Annotated in this window: 22 protein-coding genes and 1 tRNA gene; 16 read left to right on the top strand and 7 right to left on the bottom strand. The window is 66.0% G+C overall.

Annotation, left to right across the window (positions count from 1 at the left end; genetic code table 11):
- The first annotated feature begins 36 nt into the window (after positions 1 to 36).
- The 10 genes from pepN to ILT46_RS06830 all read left to right on the top strand — a co-directional run bounded on the left by pepN (position 37) and on the right by ILT46_RS06830 (position 11125).
- Complete coding sequence (gene pepN, locus ILT46_RS06785) at positions 37 to 2679, top strand: aminopeptidase N (RefSeq protein ID WP_199503872.1); 2643 nt, start codon at positions 37 to 39, stop codon at positions 2677 to 2679.
- Positions 2672 to 3430 (top strand): peptidoglycan editing factor PgeF, encoded by a 759-nt coding sequence (pgeF, locus tag ILT46_RS06790; RefSeq protein ID WP_233397066.1) that lies wholly within the window; start codon positions 2672 to 2674, stop codon positions 3428 to 3430. Before pepN ends, pgeF begins: the two co-directional genes overlap by 8 nt.
- A gap of 202 nt (positions 3431 to 3632) precedes the next feature.
- Positions 3633 to 4274 (top strand): ubiquinol-cytochrome c reductase iron-sulfur subunit, encoded by a 642-nt coding sequence (gene petA / locus ILT46_RS06795; RefSeq protein ID WP_199503873.1) that lies wholly within the window; start codon positions 3633 to 3635, stop codon positions 4272 to 4274.
- Between the two features lie 17 nt (positions 4275 to 4291).
- A complete protein-coding gene (locus ILT46_RS06800) occupies positions 4292 to 5611 on the top strand; it encodes a cytochrome b (RefSeq protein WP_199503874.1) in 1320 nt (439 codons plus the stop codon).
- Positions 5612 to 5639: 28 nt separating this feature from the next.
- Positions 5640 to 6503: a cytochrome c1 gene (locus ILT46_RS06805; RefSeq protein ID WP_199503875.1), complete on the top strand. Its 864-nt coding sequence runs from the start codon at positions 5640 to 5642 to the stop codon at positions 6501 to 6503.
- Positions 6504 to 6542: 39 nt separating this feature from the next.
- Positions 6543 to 7079 carry an adenine phosphoribosyltransferase gene (locus ILT46_RS06810; protein WP_199503876.1) on the top strand — a complete coding sequence of 179 codons (537 nt, stop codon included), beginning with the start codon at positions 6543 to 6545 and terminating at the stop codon, positions 7077 to 7079.
- Between the two features lie 90 nt (positions 7080 to 7169).
- Positions 7170 to 7243, top strand: a tRNA-Gly gene (locus tag ILT46_RS06815).
- Between the two features lie 28 nt (positions 7244 to 7271).
- On the top strand, positions 7272 to 10187 hold the full coding sequence (ileS, locus tag ILT46_RS06820) for an isoleucine--tRNA ligase (protein ID WP_199503877.1): 2916 nt from the start codon (positions 7272 to 7274) through the stop codon (positions 10185 to 10187).
- Positions 10184 to 10717 carry a signal peptidase II gene (lspA, locus tag ILT46_RS06825; RefSeq protein ID WP_199503878.1) on the top strand — a complete coding sequence of 178 codons (534 nt, stop codon included), beginning with the start codon at positions 10184 to 10186 and terminating at the stop codon, positions 10715 to 10717. Before ileS ends, lspA begins: the two co-directional genes overlap by 4 nt.
- Positions 10718 to 10720: 3 nt before the next feature.
- Positions 10721 to 11125: a DUF3035 domain-containing protein gene (locus ILT46_RS06830; RefSeq protein WP_199503879.1), complete on the top strand. Its 405-nt coding sequence runs from the start codon at positions 10721 to 10723 to the stop codon at positions 11123 to 11125.
- A gap of 30 nt (positions 11126 to 11155) precedes the next feature.
- On the opposite strand, the gene ILT46_RS06835 is transcribed toward ILT46_RS06830, so the two are convergent.
- Complete coding sequence (locus ILT46_RS06835; RefSeq protein WP_199503880.1) at positions 11156 to 12460, bottom strand: hemolysin family protein; 1305 nt, start codon at positions 12458 to 12460, stop codon at positions 11156 to 11158.
- A 173-nt stretch (positions 12461 to 12633) separates the two neighbouring features.
- Between ILT46_RS06835 and ILT46_RS06840 the strand changes: the two genes are divergently transcribed.
- On the top strand, positions 12634 to 13317 hold the full coding sequence (locus ILT46_RS06840; RefSeq protein ID WP_199503881.1) for an OmpA family protein: 684 nt from the start codon (positions 12634 to 12636) through the stop codon (positions 13315 to 13317).
- Positions 13318 to 13396: 79 nt separating this feature from the next.
- On the opposite strand, the gene ILT46_RS06845 is transcribed toward ILT46_RS06840, so the two are convergent.
- Entirely contained in the window at positions 13397 to 14176 is a 780-nt protein-coding gene (locus ILT46_RS06845) for a 3'(2'),5'-bisphosphate nucleotidase CysQ (RefSeq protein ID WP_199503882.1), read from the bottom strand.
- Here ILT46_RS06845 and sucC point away from each other — a divergent pair.
- The 4 genes from sucC (at position 14096) to ILT46_RS06865 (ending at position 18265) form a co-directional block, all read left to right on the top strand.
- On the top strand, positions 14096 to 15475 hold the full coding sequence (gene sucC, locus ILT46_RS06850) for an ADP-forming succinate--CoA ligase subunit beta (RefSeq protein WP_255528359.1): 1380 nt from the start codon (positions 14096 to 14098) through the stop codon (positions 15473 to 15475). The genes ILT46_RS06845 and sucC overlap by 81 nt on opposite strands.
- Before the next feature lie 62 nt (positions 15476 to 15537).
- Positions 15538 to 16296 carry an electron transfer flavoprotein subunit beta/FixA family protein gene (locus ILT46_RS06855; RefSeq protein WP_199503884.1) on the top strand — a complete coding sequence of 253 codons (759 nt, stop codon included), beginning with the start codon at positions 15538 to 15540 and terminating at the stop codon, positions 16294 to 16296.
- 29 nt (positions 16297 to 16325) lie between these two features.
- Complete coding sequence (locus tag ILT46_RS06860) at positions 16326 to 17255, top strand: electron transfer flavoprotein subunit alpha/FixB family protein (protein WP_199503885.1); 930 nt, start codon at positions 16326 to 16328, stop codon at positions 17253 to 17255.
- A gap of 95 nt (positions 17256 to 17350) precedes the next feature.
- Positions 17351 to 18265 carry an energy transducer TonB gene (locus ILT46_RS06865; RefSeq protein ID WP_199503886.1) on the top strand — a complete coding sequence of 305 codons (915 nt, stop codon included), beginning with the start codon at positions 17351 to 17353 and terminating at the stop codon, positions 18263 to 18265.
- A 17-nt stretch (positions 18266 to 18282) separates the two neighbouring features.
- On the opposite strand, the gene ILT46_RS06870 is transcribed toward ILT46_RS06865, so the two are convergent.
- The 5 genes from ILT46_RS06870 to ILT46_RS06890 all read right to left on the bottom strand — a co-directional run bounded on the left by ILT46_RS06870 (position 18283) and on the right by ILT46_RS06890 (position 24287).
- Positions 18283 to 19653 carry a sugar transferase gene (locus ILT46_RS06870; protein WP_370592368.1) on the bottom strand — a complete coding sequence of 457 codons (1371 nt, stop codon included), beginning with the start codon at positions 19651 to 19653 and terminating at the stop codon, positions 18283 to 18285.
- Positions 19654 to 19717: 64 nt separating this feature from the next.
- Complete coding sequence (gene holA, locus ILT46_RS06875) at positions 19718 to 20773, bottom strand: DNA polymerase III subunit delta (protein WP_199503887.1); 1056 nt, start codon at positions 20771 to 20773, stop codon at positions 19718 to 19720.
- The gene (gene lptE, locus ILT46_RS06880) at positions 20770 to 21294 is read right to left on the bottom strand and encodes an LPS assembly lipoprotein LptE (RefSeq protein WP_199503888.1); all 525 of its coding nucleotides are present in this window, start codon (positions 21292 to 21294) and stop codon (positions 20770 to 20772) included. The genes holA and lptE overlap by 4 nt, the downstream gene beginning before the upstream one ends.
- A complete protein-coding gene (gene leuS / locus ILT46_RS06885; protein WP_199503889.1) occupies positions 21291 to 23804 on the bottom strand; it encodes a leucine--tRNA ligase in 2514 nt (837 codons plus the stop codon). Before leuS ends, lptE begins: the two co-directional genes overlap by 4 nt.
- A gap of 27 nt (positions 23805 to 23831) precedes the next feature.
- Positions 23832 to 24287, bottom strand: coding sequence for a DUF3576 domain-containing protein (locus ILT46_RS06890; protein ID WP_199503890.1), 456 nt, complete (start codon positions 24285 to 24287; stop codon positions 23832 to 23834).
- Positions 24288 to 24540: 253 nt separating this feature from the next.
- Here ILT46_RS06890 and ILT46_RS06895 point away from each other — a divergent pair, with 253 nt between their 5' ends.
- A complete protein-coding gene (locus ILT46_RS06895; protein ID WP_233397068.1) occupies positions 24541 to 25314 on the top strand; it encodes a hypothetical protein in 774 nt (257 codons plus the stop codon).
- The last annotated feature ends 93 nt before the right edge of the window (positions 25315 to 25407 follow it).

Raw genomic sequence — 25407 nt, forward strand, 5'->3', positions numbered from 1 at the left:
ATGGACCGGCCGTGCAAAGACGCTAGAACAATCGCCATGGATATCGCCCGCACCCCTTCGACCCCGTCTGGCAACCCCGAAATGGCCGACGCCGCCGCCGAGCCGCAGGCGCCCGCGGTGATCCACCGCAAGGATTACCGCCCCTTCGCCTGGCTCGTGCCGCAAACCCGGCTCCACTTCGACCTGGGCCTCGCGCAGACCCGCGTCACCGCCGAGCTGACCGTGGCGCCCAATCCGGCGGTCGAGGCCGAGCCGCATATCCGCCTCAACGGCGATGGCCTGACGCCCCTGTCGGTCGAGGTCGATGGCGCAACCGTGAGCGATTGGTCGGTGACCGGCAGTGACCTGCTGGTGCCCTTGAGTGCCGGTGATCATACCGTGCGCATCGTCACCGAAATTGCCCCCGACCAGAACAGCCAGCTGATGGGGCTCTATGCCTCGAACGGGATGCTGTGCACCCAGTGCGAGGCGGAAGGCTTCCGGCGCATCACCTTCTTTCCCGACCGGCCGGACGTGCTCAGCACCTATACTGTGCGGATGACAGGGCCGAAAGCGGCGTTTCCGGTGCTGCTGTCGAATGGTAATCGCGTGGCAGGGGGAGAAGGCAGCGACGGCACGCATTGGGCCGAATGGCACGATCCCTGGCCCAAGCCGTCCTATCTGTTCGCTCTGGTCGCCGGCGATCTCGTCGCCCGCCGCGACAGCTTCACGACCATGACCGGCCGCGAGGTGGCGCTCGCCATCTGGGTCCGCGCGGGCGACCTCGACCGCACGCAGCACGCGATGGACAGCCTCAAGGCGAGCATGACATGGGACGAGGAGGTGTTCGGCCGCGAATATGATCTCGACTGCTACAACATCGTCGCGGTCAGCGATTTCAACATGGGGGCGATGGAAAACAAGGGGCTCAACGTCTTCAACACCAAATATGTGCTGGCCGATACCGCGACCGCGACCGATGGCGATTATGACGGCGTCGAAGGGGTCATCGCGCACGAATATTTCCACAATTGGTCGGGCAACCGCGTCACCTGCCGCGACTGGTTCCAGCTAAGCCTCAAGGAAGGCTTCACCGTGCTGCGCGATCAGCTGTTCAGCCAGGATATGCAGGGCGAGGCGGTGAAACGGATCGAGGACGTGCGGCTGCTCCGCAGTGTCCAGTTCCCCGAGGATTCGGGCCCGCTGGCGCACCCCATCCGCCCCGACAGCTTCCGCGAGATCAGCAATTTCTACACCTCGACCATCTACAACAAGGGGGCCGAGGTGATCCGCATGATGCGGACCATGGCGGGCGCGGAGGCGTTCCGGCGCGGCTGCGACCTCTATTTCGAGCGCCACGATGGCCAGGCCGCCACTTGCGAGGATTTCATCCGCGCGATCGAGGAGGGCGCCGGGATCGACCTCACCCAGTTCCGGCTGTGGTACGAACAGGCCGGCACCCCGCAGGTGCGCGCCCGGCTCAGCCATCAGGGCGATACCGCCACCCTCACCCTGACGCAGAGGGTGCCGCCAACACCGGGCCAGCCCGACAAGCAGCCAATGCCGATCCCGCTCCTCGTGGCGCTGTTCGACCGCGATACTGGCCGCCACCGGGGCGAGGAACTGATCGTATTGACGGGCGAGCAGGCGAGGTTTGAATGGTCCGGATTCGCCAGTCCGCCAGTGCTGTCGATCAACCGCCGCTTCACGGCGCCGATCACGCTCGAGCGCGAGGTCAGCACTGCGGATCTGGTGTTCCTCGCCGCGCATGATGACGACGCCTTTGCCCGTTACGAGGCGATGCAGGAACTGGTTGTCGGCTATCTCATCGCCGCGGTCGCGGGCAAGGCCGACGACGAGGTGCGCGCGGCCATCGGCGAGGCAATGCGCGCCGTGCTGGGCGACGAGCGGCTGGATGATCTGATGCGCGGCGAATTGCTGATCCTGCCCAGCCAGACCTATCTTGCCGAGCAATTCGATGCGGCCGATCCGGCGGCGATCCACGCGGCGCGCGAATCGCTGAAGGGCTGGCTGGGCCAGACGCTGGAGGCTGATTTCATCGCCGCGCACCAGCGCGCCAGCGGCGTGCCCTATTCGCTCAGCCCCGAGGCACGCGGCGCGCGCAAATTGAAGACGCAGGCGCTGGTCTATCTCGCCGCCGGCAACCCGGACCGCGCGGCCGACATGGCCGCAGCGCAATATGATGCCGCCGACAACATGACCGACCGGCAAGGCGCGCTGATGGTGCTGACGGGTCTGCGCAGCGCAGCACGGACCGACCGGCTGATCGATTTCTATCGCCGCTTCGAAGGCGATGCGCTGGTGATCGACAAATGGTTTTCGCTTCAGGCGAGCTCGCTGCATCCTGCGGTTCTCGAACACGTCAAGGCGCTGGCCAAGCACCCCGATTTCACACTGCGCAATCCCAACCGCGTGCGCAGCCTCTACATGGCCTTTGCCGGCAATCCGCATGGCTTTCATCAGGCCGATGGCGCCGGCTATCGGATTATTGCCGACCTGATTCTCGAACTCGATCCGCTGAACCCGCAGACTGCGGCGCGCTTCGTTCCTGCGCTCGGCCGCTGGCGGCGGATAGAGCCCGGCCGGGCGGCGCTAATGCGGGAGGAGCTCGAGCGGATCGCGGCCGCGCCCGGCCTGTCGCGCGACACGCAGGAACAGGTGCTGCGCAGCCTTGGTTGAGGTGCTGCGCTCGGCCGCGCTGGCAGGCATCGCGCACGGCTTCTGCACACGGCAGGGCGGCGTCTCGCGCGGCGCGGTGGCCGGACTCAATGCCGGCCTTGGCTCGGACGACGATCCGGCGGCGGTGGCGGAAAACCGTGCGCGCGCGCTGGCCGCGATCGCGCCAGGCGCAGTGATGGTCGCGCCCTATCAGGTCCACTCGCCCGACGTGCTGATGGTGACTGAACCCTGGCCCGACAGCGCGCGCCCGCCGGCCGATGCACTGGTGACCGACCGGCCCGGCATCGCGCTTTCGATCCTGACCGCCGATTGCGCGCCGGTGCTCTTGGCCGACTGCGAGGCAGGCGTGATCGGCGCCGCTCATGCCGGCTGGCGGGGGGCGCATGGCGGGGTGCTCGAGAACACCGTCGCCGCGATGGTCCGCCTTGGCGCGCGGCCCGCCCACATCGTCGCCGCCATCGGCCCGACCATCGCTCAGGTCAGTTACGAGGTCGATGACAGCTTCCGCGCCGGTTTCACCCCGGCGGACGCGCGCTTCTTCGCGCGTAGAGCACCGGGAAAATGGCAATTCGACCTGCCCGCCTATGTCGCGCAGCGGCTCCGCATGGCCGGGGTCGACGAAATCGACGATCTGGCCCTCGACACCTATACCGACGAGGCGCGGTTCTATTCCTTTCGCCGGGCCACCCATCGCGGCGAGGCAAGCTACGGCCGGTTGCTCTGTGTCATCGCCTTGCCACAAACCCCCTGAGCCGGCCAAAAACCCGGTTGGCAGGCGGCCGTTTCGCGGTTAGAGGCCGGCCAAACCGGCACCGGGAGGCAGGCGCATCGTGCCCGCCGCACACCCGATGATAAAGCGCGGATTGGGGGCAACTCGGTTCAAGCAACGGTTGCAGTATTTCTGAGCTTCGTCTGTCGCTGACGCGCGGGACGGAACTGAACAAGGCGGGATCATGGTGAACACCACTGGCAGCGTTACCCCCGGGGGAATCGAGGGCGATGCCCTGCCGGGCGACCAGCACGGCGTATCGCACATCACTCCGGTCGGGGAACCGGGCGATGGTGATGGTGCCGACGGCGTCCGCCGCCGTGACTTCATCAATATCGCTGCCACCAGCGCGGCCGCGATGGGCGGCATCGCGGTGCTCTATCCGCTGATCAGCCAGATGGCCCCGTCGGCCGACGTGCTGGCCGAAAGCACCACTGAAGTCGATGTCAGCGCCATTCAGGCCGGGCAGGCGATCAAGGCGGTGTTTCGCAAGCAGCCGCTGTTCATCCGCCGGCTGACGCCGGCCGAAATCGCTGCCGCCAATGCGGTCGATGTCGGCTCGCTGCGCGATCCCGCGACGCTCGCCGAACGGACCAAGGAAGGGCACGGCGACGTGCTCGTCACGATGGGCGTGTGCACCCATCTGGGCTGCGTCCCGCTGGGCGCGGCCGAAGGCGAGAACAAGGGCGAGTTCGGCGGCTATTTCTGCCCCTGCCATGGCTCGCACTACGACACCGCAGCGCGCATCCGCAAAGGTCCGGCGCCGCTCAATCTCGAAGTGCCCGAATATGAATTCACGTCCGACACCGTGATCCGGGTTGGCTGAGGAATAGAGACCGCATCATGAGCTTTCCCTGGGCCAAGCAATACGAACCGCAGACGGGTATTACCCGGTTTCTCGACGAGAAGCTGCCCCTCCCGCGCCTCGTCTACAACGCGATCGGCGGCGGTTATCCGGTGCCGCGCAACCTCAACTACATGTGGAATTTCGGCGTTCTCGCCGGGTTCTGTCTGGTGTTGCAGATCGTTACCGGCGTCGTCCTGGCGATGCATTATGCCGCCAATGCGCAGGTCGCCTTTGCCACCACCGAACACATCATGCGCGATGTGAACTGGGGCTGGTTGATGCGCTACGGCCATGCGAACGGCGCCAGCTTCTTCTTCGTGGTGGTCTACCTCCACATCTTCCGCGGCTTCTTCTACTCGTCTTACAAGGCCCCGCGCGAGATGATCTGGCTCCTGGGCGTGGTCATCTTCCTCTTGATGATGGCGACGGCCTTCATGGGCTACGTGCTGCCCTGGGGCCAGATGAGCTTCTGGGGTGCCAAGGTGATTACCGGCCTGTTCGGCGCGATCCCGCTGATCGGCGAGCCGTTGCAGGTGTGGCTGCTGGGCGGCTTTGCCCCCGACAATGCGGCGCTCAACCGGTTCTTCTCGCTGCACTTCCTGCTGCCCTTCGTGATTGCTGCGGTCGTCATCCTGCACATCTGGGCGCTGCATATTCCGGGCTCGTCGAATCCCACCGGGGTCGAGGTGAAGCAGGAATCGGACACGGTCCCGTTCCACCCCTATTACACGGCCAAGGACGGCTTCGGGCTGGGCGTGTTCCTGCTGCTTTATGGGCTGATGGTGTTCTTCCTGCCCAACGCGCTCGGTCACCCGGACAATTATATCGAGGCGAACCCCCTTTCGACGCCGGCGCATATCGTGCCCGAATGGTATTTCTGGCCGTTCTACGCGATCCTGCGCGCCTTCACCGCCGACTTCTTCTTCATTCCGGCCAAGCTGCTCGGCGTGCTGGCGATGTTCGCGGCGATCCTGGTGTGGTTCTTCCTGCCCTGGCTCGACAAGTCGCCGGTGCGTTCAGGCCATTATCGCCCGCTGTTCCGCAAGTTCTTCTGGTTCGGGCTGATCCCGGCGATGGCGGTGCTGTTCTGGTGCGGCGGCGCCCCGGCGGAAGAGCCCTATGTGATGCTCAGCCAGATCGCGACCGCCTATTACTTCCTGCACTTCCTCGTGATTCTGCCGATCGTCTCGTCGATCGAACGGCCCGAACCGCTGCCGACCTCGATCACTGCGGCCGTACTGGGCGATAGCGAGGATGCGCCGATGGATCGCGACCAGCGCCCTGACCTGCCTGCCACCCCGGCTCCGGCCCTCTGACGAATTTGCGAATTGGAAAGCGCCTGACATGATCCGCCTCTTCGGTATCCTCGCCGGCCTGTTCTTCGCGCTCGCATCGCTGTGGGCGTTCGTCTTCGGGGCGGGCACCGTCATCAGCCAGGGCCATCTGGTGGAGCCGACGGCCGAACACGAGTTTCATCTGTTGCCGCGCGATGCGAATCTTCCGACAGATGGCGCGTTCGGCAAATGGGACGTCGCGCAGCTGCAACGCGGCATGCAGGTCTACAAGGAAGTCTGCGCCGCCTGTCATGGGTTGAAATATGTCGCCTTCCGTGACCTCGAGGCGCTCGGCTATAACGAAGCCGAAGTGAAGGCGATCGCGGCCGGCTTCCAAGTGCCGGGCGTCGATCCCAACACTGGCGAGGCGGCGCTACGCCCCGGCCTGCCGACCGACAAGTTCCCCTCGCCCTATCCCAACGCGATCGCGGCGGCGGCGGCGAACAACAATGCCATCCCGCCCGACCTGTCGCTGATCACCAAGGCGCGGCATGACGGGCCCAATTACGTTTATTCGTTGCTGACCGGTTACGGGCAGATTCCGGGTGAGCTGAAGCGCGAATTCCCTGCCTTCTCGACCCCGGGCGGGTTGCATTTCAATCGGTATTTCCCGACGCTCAACCTCGCCATGGCCCCGCCGCTGACGGCGGATGGGCAGGTGACCTATGCCGAAGGCCAGCCCAAGCCGACGGTCGACCAGATGGCGCGCGATGTTGCCGCGTTCCTGACCTGGACCGCCGAACCCAAGCTGGTCGAACGCAAGCAGACTGGCTGGCCGGTGCTGGGCTTCCTGCTGTTCGCTACGGTGCTCGCTTTCCTGGCCAAGAAGCAGATCTGGGCGCGGCTGAAGCGTCCCGGTCACCACGGCGCCTGATCCGGCCCGCGCCGGCCCGACCTGGCGCGCGGCGGATTGATGACGAGGGCTGATCTCACTGGACTCGTGAGGACCGTGCCGGATTTTCCGGCCCCGGGCGTGTTGTTCCGCGATATCACCACGCTGCTTGCCGATGGGCCTGGCTTTGCCGCCGCCTGCGGCGCACTGGCCGCACTGGCGACCCCGCTTCGCCCTTCGCTGATTGCGGGGATCGAGGCGCGCGGGTTCGTTTTCGGCGCGGCGCTGGCGAGCCGTCTGGGGCTCGGCTTCATCCCGATCCGCAAGCCAGGCAAGCTCCCGGTGCCGACCCTCCACCGCGACTATGCGCTCGAATATGGCACCGGTCGGCTCGAACTCGACCCAACCAGCATCCCGCCGGGCGCGCGCGTACTGTTGGTTGACGACCTGCTGGCGACCGGCGGCACCGCGCTCGCCGCGGCCGCGTTGCTGCGCGAAGCGGGCGCGGTGGTGACCGATGCCCTGTTCGTCATCGATCTGCCCGATCTCGGCGGCACAGCGCGGCTTGCGGCAGAAGGCGTGCAGATGCAGGCGCTGATGACATTTCCTGGCCAATGACCAGCGAACCACCCCGCGGCGCGGCAGGGAATGGCTTGACGCGGGCTGCGCGGCGGTGGCAATCGCGCAAGGCACGCCGCAAGGCTGCGCGCGGGTATAGCATAGTGGTAATGCTCTAGCCTTCCAAGCTAGCTAGGCGGGTTCGATTCCCGCTACCCGCTCCAGCCCTTTGCCGCTAAGGCGCGCGCCAGTATGAGCGCGCCCGAGAACACCGACACGCCCGATTGGCGGAATACCGTCTTCCTGCCGAAAACCGACTTCCCGATGAAGGCGGGTCTGCCGCAGAAGGAACCGGGCATTCTCGCGCGCTGGCAGGCCGAGGGGCTCTATCGTCAGCTCCGCGAAGCGCGCGCCGGGCGCGAGAAGTTCATCCTCCACGATGGCCCGCCTTACGCCAATGGCGAAATCCATATCGGCCATGCGCTCAACCACGTGCTCAAGGACATGGTTGTGCGCACGCAGAGCCTGCTCGGCAAGGACGCGCCCTATGTTCCCGGCTGGGACTGCCACGGCCTGCCAATCGAATGGAAGGTCGAGGAACAGTACCGCAAGAGGAAGCTGAACAAGGACGAGGTGCCGGCCGACGAATTCCGCGCCGAATGCCGCGCCTATGCCGCGCAATGGGTCGATGTGCAGCGCGAGCAGCTCAAGCGGCTCGGGATCGGCGGCGATTGGGACAATCCGTACCTCACGATGGATTTCGCCGCCGAGGCGGTCATCGTGCGCGAATTGCTCAAATTCGCCGAGACCGGCCAGCTCTATCGCGGCGCCAAGCCGGTGATGTGGAGCCCGGTCGAAAAGACCGCGCTGGCCGAGGCGGAGGTTGAATACGAAGATATCACCTCGACCCAGATCGACGTGGCGTTCGAAATCACCGAGAGTCCTATTGCGGAGCTGGTCGGCGCGCACGCGGTGGTATGGACGACGACGCCGTGGACGATCCCGGTCAATCAGGCTTTGGCCTATGGGCCGGAGGTTGAGTACGTGATTGTTAGCTTTCCGAGCGCCCGTTTCTTGGTGGCGCGGGAACTCGCTGCCGAATTTGTCAGCCGTATCACCAGCAGTCCAGTGGACGCACCGTTTCGGCCCTGGGAAGAAGCAAATGACTGGAGCGAACAATTAAAGCCGGTCAAAGGTTCAGACCTCGCCGGAACCCTGGCCCGCCACCCGATGCACCATCTCGGCGGGTTCTTCGCCAAGCCGCGCCCGTTCCTGCCGGGCGATTTCGTCACCACCGACAGCGGTACGGGCCTCGTCCACATGGCCCCCGACCATGGCGAGGACGATTTCCTGCTCTGCCGCGAACACGGGATCGAGCCGGTCTTCGCGGTCGAGGGGGATGGCAGATATCGCGCCGACTGGGGCTGGCTCGGCGGGCAGGGGAGCGTCATCAACCCCAAGTTCAACGCGCCTGACGGGCCGATCTGCGCCGATCTGGCCGAGGCCGGAGCGCTGCTGGCGGCGAGCGCGGATTATCGCCATTCCTACCCCCATTCGTGGCGGTCCAAGGCGAAGGTCATCTTCCGTGCTACGGCGCAATGGTTCGTGCCGATGGACAAGGTGCTGACTCACCTGCCTGCCAAGACCCGCGCCGAGAAGAAGTGGGAAAACGAAGGCGGCGCGATCAATCCGGCGGATGAGGGCCTGTGCGCTTCGCCCACCTTGCGCGAAGCGGCGCTGGGCGAGATCGAGCGGGTGCGCTTCTATCCCGAAAAGGGCCGCAACCGGATCGGCAGCATGGTCGCCGGCCGGCCCGACTGGGTGCTCAGCCGCCAGCGCGCCTGGGGCGTGCCGATCACCTTATTCGTCGACCGCAAGAGCGGCGAATATCTGGTCGACGGCGCGGTCAATGCGCGGATCGTTGCCGCCATCCATCAGGGCGGGGTCGATGCGTGGAGCGACGCCAATGCGGCAGAGTTCCTCGGCCCGGAACGGGACCCGGCGGATTACGAGCGGGTCACCGACATTCTCGACGTGTGGTTCGATTCCGGGTGCACGCACGCCTTTGTGCTTGAGAGCGGGCGCTGGCCAGACCTGACCTGGCCGGCCGATCTGTATCTCGAGGGCAGCGACCAGCATCGCGGCTGGTTCCAATCGAGCTTGCTCGAAAGCTGCGGCACCCGCGGCCGCGCCCCTTACGATGCGGTGCTGACGCACGGCTTCACCATGGCCAGCGACGGGCGCAAGATGTCGAAGAGCCTCGGCAATACCGTCGATCCAAACAAGGTCATGGAAACCTACGGTGCGGACATCATCCGCCTGTGGGCGCTGTCGGTCGATTTCACCGAGGACCACCGGATCGGCGACGAAATCCTCAAGGGCGTGGCCGACCAGTATCGCAAGCTTCGCAACACCTTCCGCTATCTGCTCGGCGCGCTCGACGGGTTCGACGAAGGCGAGCGCGTCGCGCCCGAAGCGATGCCCGAATTGGAGCGCTACGTGCTGGCGCTGCTTGCCACGCTGGACCAGACCTTGCGCAATGCGGCGGAAGGATACGATTTCAACACCTATGTCCGCGCGCTGGCCGAGTTCTGCAACGAGGATCTGTCGGCGTTCTTCTTCGATATCCGCAAAGACAGCCTCTATTGCGATGCGCCCGACGACCCGCGCCGCCGCGCATGTCGGACGGTGCTCGACACGCTGTTTCACGCGCTGGTCCGCTATGCCGCGCCGGTGCTGGTGTTCACTGCCGAAGAGGTGTGGGGCAGCCGCTATCAGCAAGGGGGCAGCGTCCATCTGCTTGAATGGCCCGACCTGCCGGTGGTGCCGGCCGATGATATGCTGTTCGCCCGCTGGAACGCTATCCGCGGCCTGCGCACCGAAGCCTATGAAGCGATCGAGCCGCTGCGGCGCGACAAGGTGCTGGGCTCCGGCCTCGAAGCCGAAGTCAGCCTGCCCGCCGATGCGGCCGGCACTGCAGACGATCTCGACCTTGCCGAATTGTTCATCACCGCGTCAGTGGCGATCAGTGATGGCGACGCGGTGCAGGTAACCCGGACCGATCATCACAAATGCGGCCGCTGCTGGCGCCATCTGCCCGAAGTGGCCGAAACCGGCGCGCTGTGCGGCCGCTGCGCCGATGTGGTCAGCGAAGGGCACACGGAATGAACCCGGTCAAGCGAAACCGCCTGACCGGATTGGCGCTGGCGCTCCTGATCTTTGCCGTCGATCAATGGAGCAAATGGTGGGTCACCGGCCCGCTCGGCATCAACCAGATTGGCGATTACCGCGAGATCCTGCCATTCTTCGACCTGCGCTATGTTCGCAATTACGGTGTTTCGCTGGGGATGTTCGAGGCGACCTCGCCCGAGATGCGCTGGGCGCTGGTGGCGGTCACCGGGTTTATCGCGCTGATCGTGACGGTGTGGATGCTGCGCGAGAGAAGCTGGAGCGAAATTCTCGGCCTGTCGCTGATCCTCGGCGGGGCACTGGGCAATATCCGCGACCGCTATCGCGACGGCTTCGTCACCGATTTTGCCGATCTGCACATTGGCGAATTCCGCCCATTCATGATCTTTAACGTCGCCGATGCGGCGATCACCATCGGGGTTCTGATAATCCTTGCCCGTTCGTTCTTCGTGCGCGACAAGGATGACGACAAGACCCGACAATCGGCGCCCGGCGCCGCGGAGAGCTGATAGATGCGTAAGACCCTTCCCGCCCTGATCCTTGGCACCGCGCTGCTTGGCGGCTGTGCCAGCGGCGGCCTGTTCAACCGCAACGCGCCTGACGAATTTGCCGTCCAGCGCCAGGCGCCGCTGGTGGTGCCGCCCGATTTCAACCTCGCCCCGCCCGCCCCCGGCGCCCCGCGCCCGGCCGAAGGCACCGCCGCCGATCAGGCGCTCGAGGCGCTGTTTGGCGGCCCCGCGCCGCGCAGCCAGGTTGAAACCAGCCTGCTCGAACGCGCCGGGACGGTGGCCCCGTCGATCCGCTCGACCGTGGGCGATCCCGATACGCATACCGTCGCCAAAGGGCGGGTGACGCGCGACATCCTCGCCGCGCCCGAAGGCGATGGTGGCGCGGCGCAGGCGGTTATTCCGTCCTGAGCCAGCCCTGTTTGAGACTGGCGGGCCGGGTCAGTCCTGCGGGATGATCCGGCTGACCAGCAGCTTGTCGATCTTGCGGCCGTCCATGTCGACGACCTCGAACCGCCAGTTCTGATCGACGAAGCTTTCGCCTTCTTCGGGAAGTTTTTTGACCACCCACAGCGCGTAGCCGGCGGCGGTGGCAAATTCGTGTCCTTCGGGAAAATCGAGGCCCAGCCGCTCGGCCAGCACATCGACCGGCACCGCGCCTGAAATCAGCAGCGATCCGTCCTCGCGCTCGACGATTGATGGCAGTTCGCCCTGATCCTGATCCGAGACAAAATCGCCGACCAGTGCGGTCAATAGGTCGGCCGGGGTAACGATCCCGTCGAGATGGCCATATTCGTCGTGAACCATGGCCATCGCCACGTCGGACGCCTGGAGGATGCGCAGCGCGTCCATCGCATCGAGCTGGTCGGGGATGATCGCGGGCTTGCGCATCAGCCGGGCAAAGTCGATCTTGCGGCCCGTCACCAGCTCGGCCAGCACTTCGCGCACCTTGACCACGCCGACGACCTTGTCGGGCGAACCATCGGCCACGGGCAGCAGCGAATGTGGGCTCTGTTCGATGGTTTCGCGAATGGCGAATTCATTGGCCCCGATATCGATCCAGTCGATCTCGGGGCGCGGGGTCATCAGGCTACGCACAGGTCGTTCGGCGAGGCGCACCACGCCCGCAAGGATCGCGTGCTGTTCGTGCTCGATCACGCCCGACCGGGTCGCGTCGGCAAAGATCATCTGGAGCTCTTCGGCGGTCACCGCGGGCTCGCCGCCGCCGCCGATACCGAGGAGCCGGATCAAAAGGGCCGAGCTTTTGTCGAGCAACCACACGAGGGGCGCGGCCACCCGGGCGATCAGTGCCATCGGGCGCGACATGACTGTGGCGATCGGCAGCGCGGCCCGCAGCGCGACCTGCTTGGGCACCAGTTCGCCCACCACCAGGCTGAAATAGGTGGTGAGGCCGATCACCACCGCAAAGCCGACTTGCGGGGCATAGGCCGCCGGCACGCCGGCTGCGGCCAGCCGCTCGCCTACCGGGCCGCCGAGGCTGGCACCCGAATAGGCGCCGGCGATGATGCCGACCAGCGTGATGCCGATCTGCACGGTCGACAGGAATTTGCCCGGATCGGCCGCCAGTTCGAGCGCGGTCTGTGCACCGGTGCTGCCGTCATCGGCGGCGGTCCGCAAATGCGCGGTCCGCGCCGATACGATGGCCAGTTCCGACATGGCAAAGACGCCATTCAGCACGATGAGCCCGGCGATGATGGCAAGGTCGGTCCAGGGAAACGGTGTCACCATGCCGCGCTAGCACAAAAGCCGTTTGGTGCCAGCATTCGCTGATCCACCCGGAGCGGGAACATAAACGCCGGGAAGAGGGTTTGGCGGGTCAAGGCGCGCGTGGGCGTATTCACAGCGGCGGGGTGGTCCTCGCTAAGATAACTAAGATAACAAGGAAAAGGGACCAAGCGATGAAGAAATCCCGGATGTTTACCGCCAGCCTCGCAGCCGTGTCGCTGCTGGGCGTTTCGGCGTGCGTGACCGACCCGAATACCGGCGAACAGAAGATTTCCCGTGCGGCCATTGGCGGCGCAGGCGGCACCGCACTTGGCTATTTGCTGGGCGGCGTCATCGGCGGCAAGACTGCGCGGATTATCGGCGCGGGCCTTGGCGGCGTGGCCGGTGGAGTGGTCGGTTACCGGATGGACCAGCAGATTCGTGAACTGCGTGAAACCACCGCTGGTTCGGGCGTTGATGTCACCGAAATCAACAACGGTCAGGCGATCCTGGTCAACCTGCCCGACGGCGTGACCTTCGGGACGGGTTCGTATTCGATCAGCCCGACCTTCCAGACTACGCTGAACCAGGTCGCGCAGAGCCTGCAGCAATACCCCAGCAGCTTGGTTGACGTTTATGGTCACACCGATACGGTCGGTTCGGCCACGTCGAACCAGCGCCTGTCGGAACAGCGCGCTCAGGCCGTCGCCGACTATCTGTCGAATCAGGGCGTCAACCGCACGCGTATCCGCTGGCAGGGTTATGGTGAAACGCAGCTGCGCGTGCGCACCGGCGACAATGTTGCCGAACCGCTCAACCGCCGCGTCGAAATCGTCATCACGCCGATCACGCAGGCGGACGTGAACGCCGCCCGCTAATCGGCTGCATTACGCAAACCTTCCGCCCAATCCCGCGGAGAGAGGCCGGGGCCATTCGCCCCGGCCTTTTTGCGTGGCGCTATCGGCTCAAGCGCGCCGCGCGGGCCGCGAGATGCTCGACCGCGGCGGCGTGAATGCCCGGCGCGCTGACCAGCAGGCCGAACGCGCGCGGGTCGCGTTTGTTGTAATTGAGCGGGCGGCCGAACGCATCGGTTACTGCTGCGCCTGCCTCGCGCGCGATCAGCGCGGCGGCGGCGATGTCCCATTCAAACCCCCAGCGCACCGTCGCCACCAGATCGGCGGCGCCGGCGGCGACCATGGCGATCCGCAGCGCGATCGAATTGGGCTTGGCGACCAGCGCCAGATCGCGGTCCTCACGGGCGAGCGAATCGGCGGGGACGCGCGCACCGGCAAACAGCGTGCGCTCCTTAACGGCAAGCTGCGTCCCGTTACGCTCCGCGCCCTGCCCCGATATACCGACCCATTCCTCGCCCCGCGCGGGTGCCACCAGGATACCGATCAGCGGCCGGTTATTGCTGATCAGCGCCACCGACACCGCCCAGCCTGGTCGGCCACGGATGAAATCGCGCGTCCCGTCGATCGGATCGACCAGCCAGATGAGATCCCTCCCCAGCCGCGCCGGATCGTCAGCGGTTTCCTCCGACAGCCAGCCCGCCGCCGGAAGCAGCGCCCCCAATTCGCGGCGCAGGAAGCCATCGACTGCGAGATCGGCGGCACACACCGGGTTGCCGGGGCTCTTCTCCCACACTTCGGGCGCATGGCCTGCACCGGGCCATTGATCATACGCAATCCGCCCGGCCTCGCGGGCAATCTCCATCAGGCGCTGGCGGTCGATCATGGCGGGCGCGTGGTGGCCCTCCACGCGGCACTTTTCAAGCGCGGCGTCCTATGCAAAGGCCGGGGCGACTCCCCACGCAGCAAGGTGAAAAGAGCGCGCGCGATGAACATTCACGAATATCAGGCCAAGGAATTGCTGGCGCAGCACGGTATCCCCGTCCCCGCGGGCCACGCCGCGCTGACGGTCGAGGAAGCAGTCGAGGCCGCCCGCCAGCTGCCCGGGCCGCTGTACGTGGTGAAGGCGCAGATCCATGCCGGCGGGCGCGGCAAGGGCAAGTTCACGGAACTTGGGCCCGAGGCCAAGGGCGGCGTGCGGCTGGCCAGGACGATCGAAGAGGTCGAGGCCAATGCCCGCGAGATGCTCGGCAATACGCTCGTCACGATCCAGACGGGCGATGCCGGCAAGCAGGTCAACCGCCTCTACATCACTGACGGGGTCGATATCGGCAAGGAATACTACCTGTCGCTGGTGGTTGACCGGGCGACCGGCTGGATCGCGATGATCGCCAGCACCGAAGGCGGGATGAGCATCGAGGACGTGGCGCACGACACGCCCGAAAAGATCACCACCATAACCATCGACCCGGCACAGGGCTTCATGCCGCATCACGGCCGCGCGCTCGCCTTCGGTCTCAAGCTGACAGGCGACCTCAACAAGCAGGCGCAGAAGCTCGGCAAGCAGCTTTATGACGCCTTCGTCGCGCTCGACTGTTCGATGATCGAAATCAACCCGCTCGCTGAAACCGAAGGCAAGCTGATGGTTCTCGACGCCAAGATGAGCTTCGATTCGAACGCGCTCTATCGCCACCCCGAGATCGAGGCGCTGCGCGACGAGACCGAGGAAGACCCGGCCGAGGTCGAGGCGAGCAAGTACGACCTCGCCTACATCAAGCTAGACGGGAATATCGGCTGCATGGTCAATGGCGCGGGCCTCGCCATGGCGACGATGGATATCATCAAGCTGAACGGCGCCTTCCCGGCAAACTTCCTCGATGTCGGCGGCGGCGCTTCGAAGGAAAAGGTCACCGAAGCGTTCAAGATCATCCTGTCCGACCCGGCGGTCGAGGGAATTCTGGTCAATATCTTCGGCGGCATCATGAAGTGCGACATCATCGCCGACGGGATCGTCGCCGCGGCCAAGGAGGTGAACCTCTCGGTGCCGCTGGTCGTCCGGCTCGAAGGGACCAATGTCGAGAAAGGCAAGGAGATCCTTGCCAACTCCGGCCTCGCCATCGTGCCGGCCGACGATCTGGGCGACGCCGCCCGCAAGATCGTCGCCGAGGTGAAGCAGGCCGCCTGAGGGCTGGTTGACGCTTACGTAAAGGTTAGATAGACGCTGCGCAGAGCAAAGGAGCGCGAGACATGAAGATCCTCGTCCCCGTCAAGCGGGTGATCGATTACAATGTGAAGCCCCGGGTCAAGGCCGACGGCTCGGGTGTCGATCTTGCCAACGTCAAGATGAGCATGAACCCGTTCGACGAAATCGCCGTCGAAGAGGCGATCCGGCTCAAGGAAAAGGGCCACGCGACCGAGATCGTCGCGGTCAGCATCGGCCCGGCCAAGGCGCAGGAAACGCTGCGCACTGCGCTCGCCATGGGCGCCGACCGGGCGATCCTGGTCGATACCGGCGAAGAAGGCGCCTCGGCGCTGGAGCCGCTGGCGGTGGCCAAGATTTTGAAGGCGATTGCCGATGCCGAACAGCCTGGCCTGGTGCTGCTGGGCAAGCAGGCGATTGACGATGATTCCAACCAGACCGGCCAGATGCTCGCTGCGCTGATGGGCCGGCCGCAGGGCACCTTTGCCAATACGGTCGAAATCGACGGCGATCACGTGACGGTCAAGCGCGAGGTTGATGGCGGGCTCGAAACCGTGAAGCTGGCCCTCCCGGCGATCGTCACCACCGACCTCCGCCTCAACGAACCGCGCTATGCTAGCCTCCCCAACATCATGAAGGCCAAGCAGAAGCCGCTCGAGACCAAGAGCCCGGCCGATTACGGTGTGGACACCACGCCCCGGTTGAAGACGCTGCACGTCGCCGAACCGCCGGTTCGGCAGGCCGGGATCAAGGTTGCCGATGTCGACGAACTCGTCGCCAAGATGAAGGCGCTGGGGATCGCCTGAGCGGCGCCTGAGCGAAAAGGACAGTGGATATGAAAACTCTCGTCTGGGTCGAACACGACAATAGCAGCATCAAGGATGCGACGCTGAGCGCCGTCACCGCCGCTGCAAAGCTCGGCGAAGTGCACCTGCTGGTGGCCGGGCACAATGCCGCAGGCGTTGCCGACGAAGCCGCGAAGATCGCCGGCGTCAGCAAGGTCCATCTGGCAGACGATGCAGCGTATGATCACGCGCTGCCGGAAAATGTCGCACCGCTGGTGGCCGAGCTGATGGGCCATCACGATGCCTTCGTCGCGCCCGCCACCACCACCGGCAAGAACATCGCCCCGCGCGTCGCCGCGTTGCTCGACGTGATGCAGATTTCCGAAGTGCTGTCGGTCGAAGGTGAGCGGACCTTCACCCGCCCGATCTATGCCGGCAACGCCATCGCCACGGTCGAATCGAGCGATCCCAAGCTGGTCCTGACCGTGCGCGGCACCGCCTTCGACAAGGCCGCGCGCGAGGGTGGCAGCGGCACGGTCGAGGCGGTGAGCGGGGCGGGCAATGCCGGCACCGCGCAGTTCGTCGGACAGGAAATTGCCAAGAGCGAACGGCCCGAACTGACCAGCGCCAAGGTGATCGTTTCGGGCGGTCGCGCGCTCAAGGATGCCGACACCTTCCAGCAGATCATCATCCCGCTGGCCGACAAGCTGGGTGCCGGCGTCGGCGCCAGCCGTGCGGCGGTCGATGCGGGCTATGTCCCCAACGATTACCAGGTCGGCCAGACGGGCAAGATCGTCGCCCCGGAAGTCTATATCGCGGTCGGCATTTCCGGCGCCATCCAGCACCTTGCGGGGATGAAGGATTCCAAGACCATCATCGCCATCAACAAGGACGAGGACGCCCCGATCTTCCAGGTCGCCGATATCGGCCTCGTCGGCGATCTCTATAAGCTGGTTCCGGAACTGACCGAAAAGCTCTGATCTTTCGGGCAATTGTAAGGCTGCAGGCCGGCGGCGGGGCTTCCCGACGCCGGCCCTTTCTTGTACTCTCGAGGCAGGTTGAGGGGATGGGAACGATGCGCAAGCCGCTGAATGCAATCGTGATCGCCGGGATGGCCGGCAGCCTTATGGCGCAAAGCACGCTTGCCCAGGCCGCAGACAATCCCCCCGCGCCGTACACACGGGTCGGGCCGTGGGTGGTCGACTATGATGCGGATTTTTGCCGCCTCATCGCCGTGTTTGCTCAGGGCGAACGCCGCATTTCGCTGCAACTCGTTCAGGCGGGCCCATCATCGACATACGAAATGTTGTTAAGCAGCCCGGAGATCGATGTCCGAAGGCAGTCCTATACGACGCGATGGGATCCGGCCAAGAGCACAACACACACCAACTTCTTCTATGGTCAGGCCGATAGTGGGATGCGGACCGTCCAGTTGAGCACCAGTTTGCTGGACCGCCCCTTCGAGGCGCAAGCGGACCCGGCTTTGGACAGGGCTGCAGCATGGCGCGCCTATCGGACCGAGCAGCGCGCCTTTGCGCGCACGGTCACGAGTCTCACCTTCGAAGGCGGGCCGCGAATCGGCGAACACGCCAGTACGCTCGTTACCGGGCCGATGGACCGGGTCCTTGCCGCGCTTGATACGTGCGGGGAAAATCTGGTGCAAAGCTGGGGCTTCGACCCGGAGCAGCAACTCGCGCTCCGGCAGGGCCCAGAACCGATTGGCAACCCCGGACGCTGGGTTACGCCGGATGATTACCCACCCAGCGCAATCCAGCGCGGCATCGGAGGGTTGCTCAAATTCCGCCTGAGCGTCGAAATCGACGGCTCAGTATCGAGTTGTCACATCCCCCGCTCGCTGACGGATGCCGAGTTCAGTGAGGTGGCGTGCAACGCGCTGAGCAGGCGGGCCCGCTTCCATCCCGCGATTGACGCTTCTGGCAAGCCCGTCCGCGCACTCTATCTGGGCACAATCCGGTTTCAGGTCGGCTGAGTTCTGCACGCAACGCGTCAATACGCATTCCGGTGCGTCATCACCAGCAGCGTCCGCGCGAGGATCAGCGCGTCGCGCCAGAGCGACCAGGTCTCGATATATTCGAGATCGGCGGCGAGGCGCTGGGTCAAATCGTGTTCGGTCTCGGTTGTGCCGCGCCAGCCGCGGACCTGCGCGAGGCCCGTCATCCCCGGCCTAAGCCGGTGGCGGCGCCAATAGAGCGGGTCCACCTCCCAGAACAGACGCTTGCCCGCCTGTGAGCCCAACGCATGGGGGCGCGGGCCGACCAGGCTCATCGACCCGCCCAGCACGTTCAGCAATTGCGGCAACTCGTCCAGGCTGGTGCGGCGCAGAAACCGGCCGACGCGGGTGACGCGCCCATCGCTGCGGCCCGCCGAGCGCTGCCCTTCGCCATCCGCCGCCTCGCTGCGCATGGTGCGAAACTTGAGCATCCGGAACAGCCGGTTATGCCGCCCCATTCGCCGCTGAACGAACAGCGCCGGACCGCCGTCTTCGAGCCGGATCGCCAGCGCAACCAACAGCAGAAGCGGGCTGAGCAAAACCAGCGCGCCGCCAGCTAAGATGAGATCAAAGGCGCGCTTGGCCGCCCGCGCGCGCAAGCCCAGCGGCCCGGTCGAAACGACCAGCGATACGACCTCGCCATAGCGCGCAAGACCGACGGGTTGAAGCGCGGCAAGCGGGCCGGACACCAGTTCGCCGCGCACACCGGCCGCGCGCAGCACCTGCGCCCAGTCGGGGCGGGCCGCCTGCTCGCAGGTGACAACCACCCGGTCCATATTCGCCAGCGCCCGACCCAGCCGATCGAGCGCGGCCGGATCGTCAGGCACCGCCGACAGCCCGGCCTCCGCCGCGTTGAGGGCGAACGCACCCGGAATGCTGACCGCCGGGCCGCCCGCATCGATCAGCAGGATATTGGTCACCTGCCCGCTCGCCCGACGCTGCACCCAGCGCACGGCAGCGGCGCGGCCAGCTGTCATGATCAGCGCGCTCAGCACAATGGCAGCGCCGAACCGAGCCCCGGCAAACGGCTCGCTGCCGAGCAGCACGAAGGCGATGAACAGCAACAGTCCCGTCGCCAGCGCCAGCGCCAGCAGCGCTCGGCCGATCGCCGCCCCAAGATGTTCGAGCGCGCGCTGGGCATAGACCGCCCGGGGGAGCGCGATCGTCCAATACAGCGGAACCAGCAGATGCGCGGGGAGCAGGGCGACCCCGCGCCCGCCGGACAACCACCCGATTACCGCAAAGCCGGCATAAAGCGCGGCTGCGTCGATCAGCATGAGCGCGAGATAGAGCCGCAGCCGGAACCGTTCGCGCGACGGGGCGAGCGGCTTGTCGAGCTTGAGCAGGTTACCGGCAGGGGCGTTCACGTCAGCGGGAGCCTATCGCCCCCGCGCATAGGGATAAACCCTTATGCGCCGCCGCATCCCCGGTTCAGCGGCGCGGGCGGGCGGCGGTCGCGGCGAAGCGGGCGATCTGGGTGATTTCCTGCGCCAGCAGCGTCTCGCCCGGATTGCTGGACGCCAGCAAAGCCTGATGCAGCGCAAGCAGCCGCGCGTTAAGCCGTCCGATCCGCGCGCCGCGCCAACGCTGCAATTGCACGGTGATGTCGCGCCGGTCCTTCCAGAAAATGCGCCGCGCCTTGCTTTCGGCCTCGACGAACCGCTCGACATTGCCCGCCGGCCCCAGACGCGTGGCCAGCCCGGCCAATTGCGCTGCGCGCCGCTCGATCGCCAGCAGTACCGCGACCGGGCTCATCGACATTTCCCGCATCCTTCGCAATTCGGCCGGCAGCCGGGCAGTATCGCCCGACAGCACGGCGTTGACCAGCGGGGCGAAGCCGTCATCCTCGGTGCGGGCGCAGATAGCCTCGAATGCCTCGGGCGTGGCGGTGACGGGCGCTGCGGGCGCCGCGCCGAGATACAGCGCCAGCTTGTCCACCTCGGACTGAGCGAGCCGCACGTCGAGCCCGGCGGCGCGCGCCAGCCTTTCGGCAAGGTCGCCATTGAGGCGGATGCCCGCCTTGTCGGCCATGGTCCGCACTGCTCCGGTCACCTGGCCCAGGTCGGGGGGATAGAACATCGCCACCAGCGCATCGCCGCGTTTTTCGAGCAGCTTGGCGATGCGCGATTTGTCGGTTGCGGCGGTGGCAATGATCAGCACCGGGCATATCCCGCCTTCGCCGGCGTCGATCTGGCCGACGAGGTTTTCGACGGCGGCCGCGCTTTCATCACCCTGCGTGCGGACCCACAGGTGTCGCGCCCCGGCAAACAGCGAGGTCGAGCGCGCCTCGTCGGCCAACGCCACCTGATCGCGCCTAAGGTCAGCCCCCGACAGCTCCACTCGCTCGCCCGCGTCGGGCAGCATGGCCGCGATCCTTGCCGCAGCAACCGACGCCCCGCCCTCGTCCGGGCCGCAGAAATAGAAGATCCGGCAGTCGCGCACCGCGCGCGGGGCGGCGGCGGCGAAATCCTTTTGGCTGGCCTTCACGGCTGTGCGCGCAGGCGCAGCGACAGGCGGGTCACAATCCGCTGGGCCAGATCCTGCGCGAGATTTTCCAGCGCGCGCTCTTCGGCAGCGATGGTGGCATATTCGCTCGACACGACGTCGATCCCGGCATCGGTGCCGTCAGTCGCGTCAATCACGATCGCCCCGGTGGCGAGGTCAACCAGCTGATATCGCGCCCGCAAGGTCCGCCGTTCGCGCCCGGTTGTGTCGTCGCTAAGCAGGCCGAGGCCCTGCAACTGGTCGTCCAGCCGCACATCGAGCCGGTAACGCGCGCTGCCTTCGTCGATCGCCGCACCGCCGCGGGTGAAAGACAGGCGATCATTGAGCGCATTGCGGACCAGCCAGCCGCCGCGACCCGGTATCGCCGAGACCCGCACCTGCGCCAGCTCGCCGGCGACCGGATTGGCCCGGCCCGAGGCGTAAAGCGGTTGCAGCCCGCAGCCCCCCAGCGCAGTGCTCCCGAGTGCCAGCAGCAGCGCAGCGAGGGGCGCAGCACGCGTCATGCGACGATGTTGACCAGCCGGTCGGGAATCACGATCACCTTGCGAATTTCCGCGCCATCGAGGCTACGCTGCACCTTGTCGCTGGCCAGCGCAAGCGCCTCCAGCTCGGCCTGCGGCAGGCCCTTGGGGGCTGTCAGCGTTTCGCGCAGCTTGCCCTTGATCTGCACCGCGATAGTCACCTGGTCCTCGACCAGCAGCGCCGGATCGACCTCGGGCCAGACGGCTTCGGCGACCAGACCGCGCTCGCCCCGGCGGGCCCAGGCCTCTTCGGCGAGATGCGGCATCATCGGCGCGACCAGCAGGATCAGCGTCCGCACCGCCGCATCGCGGCTGGCCGATGGCGCGGCCTTTTCGGTCGACCCGGCGAGTTCGTAAATCCGCGCCACCGCCTTGTTGAACGACAGCGCCTCGATATCGGCGGCGACCGCGGCGATGGTCTGATGGGTCTTGCGCTCGAGAGCGGCGTCCTGGTCGCCCGAGCCCGACAGCGGCGCGGCAAACAGCCGCCACAGGCGCTGGACGAAGCGGCTGCACCCTTCGATGCCCGCCTCGCTCCACGGCAGATCGCGCTCGGGCGGGCTGTCCGACAACATGAACCAGCGCACCGCATCCGCCCCGTGGCGGGCGATGATCGTGTCGGGGTCGACGACATTCTTCTTCGACTTCGACATCTTGACCACGCGGCCGGTGGTGACGGGCGCGCCATTGGCGACCTCCACCCAATCCGCCCCCTCGCGGCGAACCTCGTCAGGCGACAGCCAGCTGCCATCACCCGCCTGATAGGTCTCGTGCGTCACCATCCCTTGCGTGAACAGGCTGGCGAAAGGTTCGGCCACATCGATCAGCCCGATGCGGTTGAGCGCGCGGGTCCAGAAGCGGGCGTAGAGGAGGTGCAGGATCGCGTGCTCGATCCCGCCAATATATTGTTCGACCGGCAGCCACTTGGCCAGTTCCTCGCGGTCGAACGGTTTATCTGCCGGCTGGCTGGCAAAGCGCAGGAAATACCACGAGGAATCGACGAAGGTGTCGAGCGTGTCGGTCTCGCGCCGGGCGGCTGCGCCGCATTGGGGGCAGGTGGTGCGCTGCCAGGTCGGGTGCCGTTCGAGCGGATTGCCCGGCGCGGAGAAGTCGACATCCTCGGGCAGCACCACGGGCAGCTGGCCCTTGGGCACCGGCACGATTCCGCAGTCATCGCAATGAATGAACGGGATCGGTGTCCCCCAATAGCGTTGGCGCGACACGCCCCAATCGCGCAGCCGCCAGACGGTCTTGCCGTGGCCCCAGCCTTCCGCCTCGGCCCGGTCGATTACCGCGCGAATGGCGAGCGGCACGTCCATCCCGTCAAGGAAATCCGAATTGACCAGCACGCCGTCGCCCGGCTCGGCCTCGCCCGCCAGCGGCAGGCCCGCGTCATCGACGGAAGGGGCGACCACGCGCGGGATCGGCAGGCCGTATTTGCTGGCGAAATCATAGTCGCGCTGATCGTGGCCGGGCACGCCCATCACCGCGCCGGTGCCATATTCCATGAGCACGAAATTGGCGATGAACACCGGCAGCTGCACGCCGGTGAACGGATGCACCGCGCCAATGCCGGTATCGAAGCCGAGCTTTTCGGCGGTTTCCAGCTCGGCCGCGGTGGTGCCGCCCTGCTTGCAGCGGTCGATGAATTTGGCCGCCTCGCAATTGGTCATCGCCACGCCCTGTGCCACGGGGTGGTCAGGCGCGACGGCGACGAAGCTGGCCCCAAAGATCGTGTCGGGCCGGGTAGAATAGACCGCCAGCCGCTCGCCGTTCGACAGGGCGAAGCTGAATTCGAGCCCCTGGCTCTTGCCGATCCAGTTTTCCTGCATCAGCCGGACCTTGTCGGGCCATTGGTCGAGGCTGGCGAGACCGTCGAGCAGTTCCTCGGCAAAGTCGGTAATCTTGAGGAACCACTGCGCCAGCTTGCGCTTCTCGACCAGCGCGCCCGAACGCCAGCCGCGCCCGTCGATTACCTGTTCATTGGCCAGCACGGTCTGGTCGACCGGGTCCCAATTGACCTCGCTCTCCTTGCGATAGACGAGACCGGCGGCATAGAGGCCGAGGAACAGCGCCTGTTCGTGGCCGTAATATTCGGGCTCGCACGTGGCCAGTTCGCGGCTCCAGTCGAGCGCGAAGCCGATCCGCTGCAACTGCGCCTTCATGTTGGCGATATTGTCGCGGGTCCAGCTGCCGGGGTGGACGCCCTTTTCCATCGCCGCGTTTTCCGCCGGCATCCCAAAGGCATCCCACCCCATCGGGTGCAGCACCTCGAAGCCGCGCATCCGCTTGTAGCGGGCGAGCACGTCGCCCATCGTGTAATTGCGGACATGGCCGATATGGATGCGCCCGGAGGGGTAAGGGAACATCTCGAGCACGTAGCTCTTGGGCTTGGCGCTGGCGCTGTCGGCGCGGAATATCTGCGCCTCGTCCCAGACGCGCTGCCACTTGCCGTCAGAAATGGCGGGATCGAAGCGCTCTGGCGCGGTCATGGCAATCGGGCCTTCGCTGTGTGCGGCTTAGCCGGCCACGGCTTCGCGGCGAAGCTGGCGCGCCTTGGTCAGGATGATATCCTCGAGCCGCTGGACGGTCGCCGCCTGCACCGGCGCATCGACCCACATCCCGTTCTGCGCGACCTGCCGGCCGGCGGCGACCCGAATCGCATCGGCGCGCAAATCCTGGTCGAGGATGGTGACCGTCAGCTTGACCCGTTCGCCCGGATTGCGCGGATTGGCATACCAGTCGGTGACGATCACCCCGCCGGCGCTGTCGGCCTGGGTGATCTGCGCGAAACTGACCGTTTCGAGCGCGGCGCGCCAGAGATAGGAATTGACCCCGATGGTCGTCACATTGCTGGCGGCAAGGTCGGCACGCGGCAGATCGCGGCCACCGGCGCAAGCCGTGAGCGCCAGCGCGGCGACGGCAGGTGCGCCGAGCAGCGCGATACGGCGAAACGAGGGGGCAAAACCGGTCATGTTCGTCCTGTCAGAAACGGGTTACCGTCTCTATACCTGCCCACGCGGGGGCGGCAAGCGCCACGCGCGCATGGGCCTTGTACCGGTCCAATTGTGGGGTGTGTGCAACAGTCAGAACCAGGAGCGCCAAAGCGACGCGAAAGGTTTTGAAATCCGGGAAACGAGTCCTATTCTGCCCGTTGAAGCAACGGATTTATGCGGAGTCGCATCCCTCGAAAGTCTCCGTTTGCAGGTTGAGGAGCTTAAAGACCCGATGTCCAGGCCCCGTTTCAGCACCGGATTGCGCGCTGCCGCGCCGCTGATGCTGTCGGCGGCCGCACTGGCGTTGCTGGTCGCTCCGGGGGCCAATGCCGCGTTGCCGGCGCTCGGCAAATCCTTTGTCAGCGGCAAGGGCCTGGCGACCTTTACCCCGGCCAATGTCGATCCCGGCCTCGCCGCGCGGGTCGCCCGCGATCTCGCGGCCAAGGGTCAGACGATGCGCTTTACCCCGTCAGGCGGCGTGACGCGGCGCGACGAATCGGTGACTGTGGCGGTCCGGGTGGATCGCGCCACGGCGCAGGCGATTGCGGTCCGCAATGCCGGCCGCACGCTGGCCACCCTTCCGGGCACGGGCGCACGCATGGCCGCCACTGGTGCCGAACCGGCCGTGGCGATTGCCCCCACGCGCTACAATCTCGGCGCCGCACGCGGCTATAACAGCTTTGCCCGGCGGCCTGTTACGCTTGCCGGCGTGAACGATGCCAAGCTGCCTGATCTTGCCCGCCTGGCGCCCAGCACCGAAGACCGGCCGAGCCGGCTCCAGCCGCGCATTGCGATCGAAGATGTGCGGGAAGTGGGCCGTGCGCCGCGCACGCTGCAAGGTGCTGGCGAACCGACGATGGATGTCGGCGGCGCGTACCGCGTGACCCGCAATCTCGACGTCACCGCCGGGGTTCGCGTTTCGCAGGACCGTGACCGGCTCGCTCCGCTGACCGACGCGGCGGCGGACAATCAGGCTGTCTATGTCGGGACGCAGTTCCGCTTCTGACCTCCCGATCCGGCCGGACGTTACGGAAAAGCCGCGACAGGCCCCGCTTCGGCGGGGTTTTTTGTTGCCAAGCGATGGCGGCGGCATAATCCT

Source organism: Qipengyuania sp. YIM B01966 (assembly GCF_016461955.1).
In the GTDB taxonomy this organism is placed as follows: Bacteria; Pseudomonadota; Alphaproteobacteria; order Sphingomonadales; family Sphingomonadaceae; genus QFOP01.

Coding starts and splice junctions, on each gene's coding strand:
- pepN (WP_199503872.1), top strand. CDS start 37: ATGGATATCGCCCGCACCCCTTCGACCCCGTCTGGCAACCCCGAAATG.
- petA (WP_199503873.1), top strand. CDS start 3,633: ATGGTGAACACCACTGGCAGCGTTACCCCCGGGGGAATCGAGGGCGAT.
- ILT46_RS06800 (WP_199503874.1), top strand. CDS start 4,292: ATGAGCTTTCCCTGGGCCAAGCAATACGAACCGCAGACGGGTATTACC.
- ILT46_RS06805 (WP_199503875.1), top strand. CDS start 5,640: ATGATCCGCCTCTTCGGTATCCTCGCCGGCCTGTTCTTCGCGCTCGCA.
- ILT46_RS06810 (WP_199503876.1), top strand. CDS start 6,543: ATGACGAGGGCTGATCTCACTGGACTCGTGAGGACCGTGCCGGATTTT.
- ileS (WP_199503877.1), top strand. CDS start 7,272: ATGAGCGCGCCCGAGAACACCGACACGCCCGATTGGCGGAATACCGTC.
- lspA (WP_199503878.1), top strand. CDS start 10,184: ATGAACCCGGTCAAGCGAAACCGCCTGACCGGATTGGCGCTGGCGCTC.
- ILT46_RS06830 (WP_199503879.1), top strand. CDS start 10,721: ATGCGTAAGACCCTTCCCGCCCTGATCCTTGGCACCGCGCTGCTTGGC.
- ILT46_RS06840 (WP_199503881.1), top strand. CDS start 12,634: ATGAAGAAATCCCGGATGTTTACCGCCAGCCTCGCAGCCGTGTCGCTG.
- sucC (WP_255528359.1), top strand. CDS start 14,096: ATGGCCTGCACCGGGCCATTGATCATACGCAATCCGCCCGGCCTCGCG.
- ILT46_RS06845 (WP_199503882.1), bottom strand. CDS start 14,176: ATGATCGACCGCCAGCGCCTGATGGAGATTGCCCGCGAGGCCGGGCGG.
- ILT46_RS06855 (WP_199503884.1), top strand. CDS start 15,538: ATGAAGATCCTCGTCCCCGTCAAGCGGGTGATCGATTACAATGTGAAG.
- ILT46_RS06860 (WP_199503885.1), top strand. CDS start 16,326: ATGAAAACTCTCGTCTGGGTCGAACACGACAATAGCAGCATCAAGGAT.
- ILT46_RS06865 (WP_199503886.1), top strand. CDS start 17,351: ATGCGCAAGCCGCTGAATGCAATCGTGATCGCCGGGATGGCCGGCAGC.
- lptE (WP_199503888.1), bottom strand. CDS start 21,294: ATGACGCGTGCTGCGCCCCTCGCTGCGCTGCTGCTGGCACTCGGGAGC.
- leuS (WP_199503889.1), bottom strand. CDS start 23,804: ATGACCGCGCCAGAGCGCTTCGATCCCGCCATTTCTGACGGCAAGTGG.
- ILT46_RS06890 (WP_199503890.1), bottom strand. CDS start 24,287: ATGACCGGTTTTGCCCCCTCGTTTCGCCGTATCGCGCTGCTCGGCGCA.
- ILT46_RS06895 (WP_233397068.1), top strand. CDS start 24,541: ATGTCCAGGCCCCGTTTCAGCACCGGATTGCGCGCTGCCGCGCCGCTG.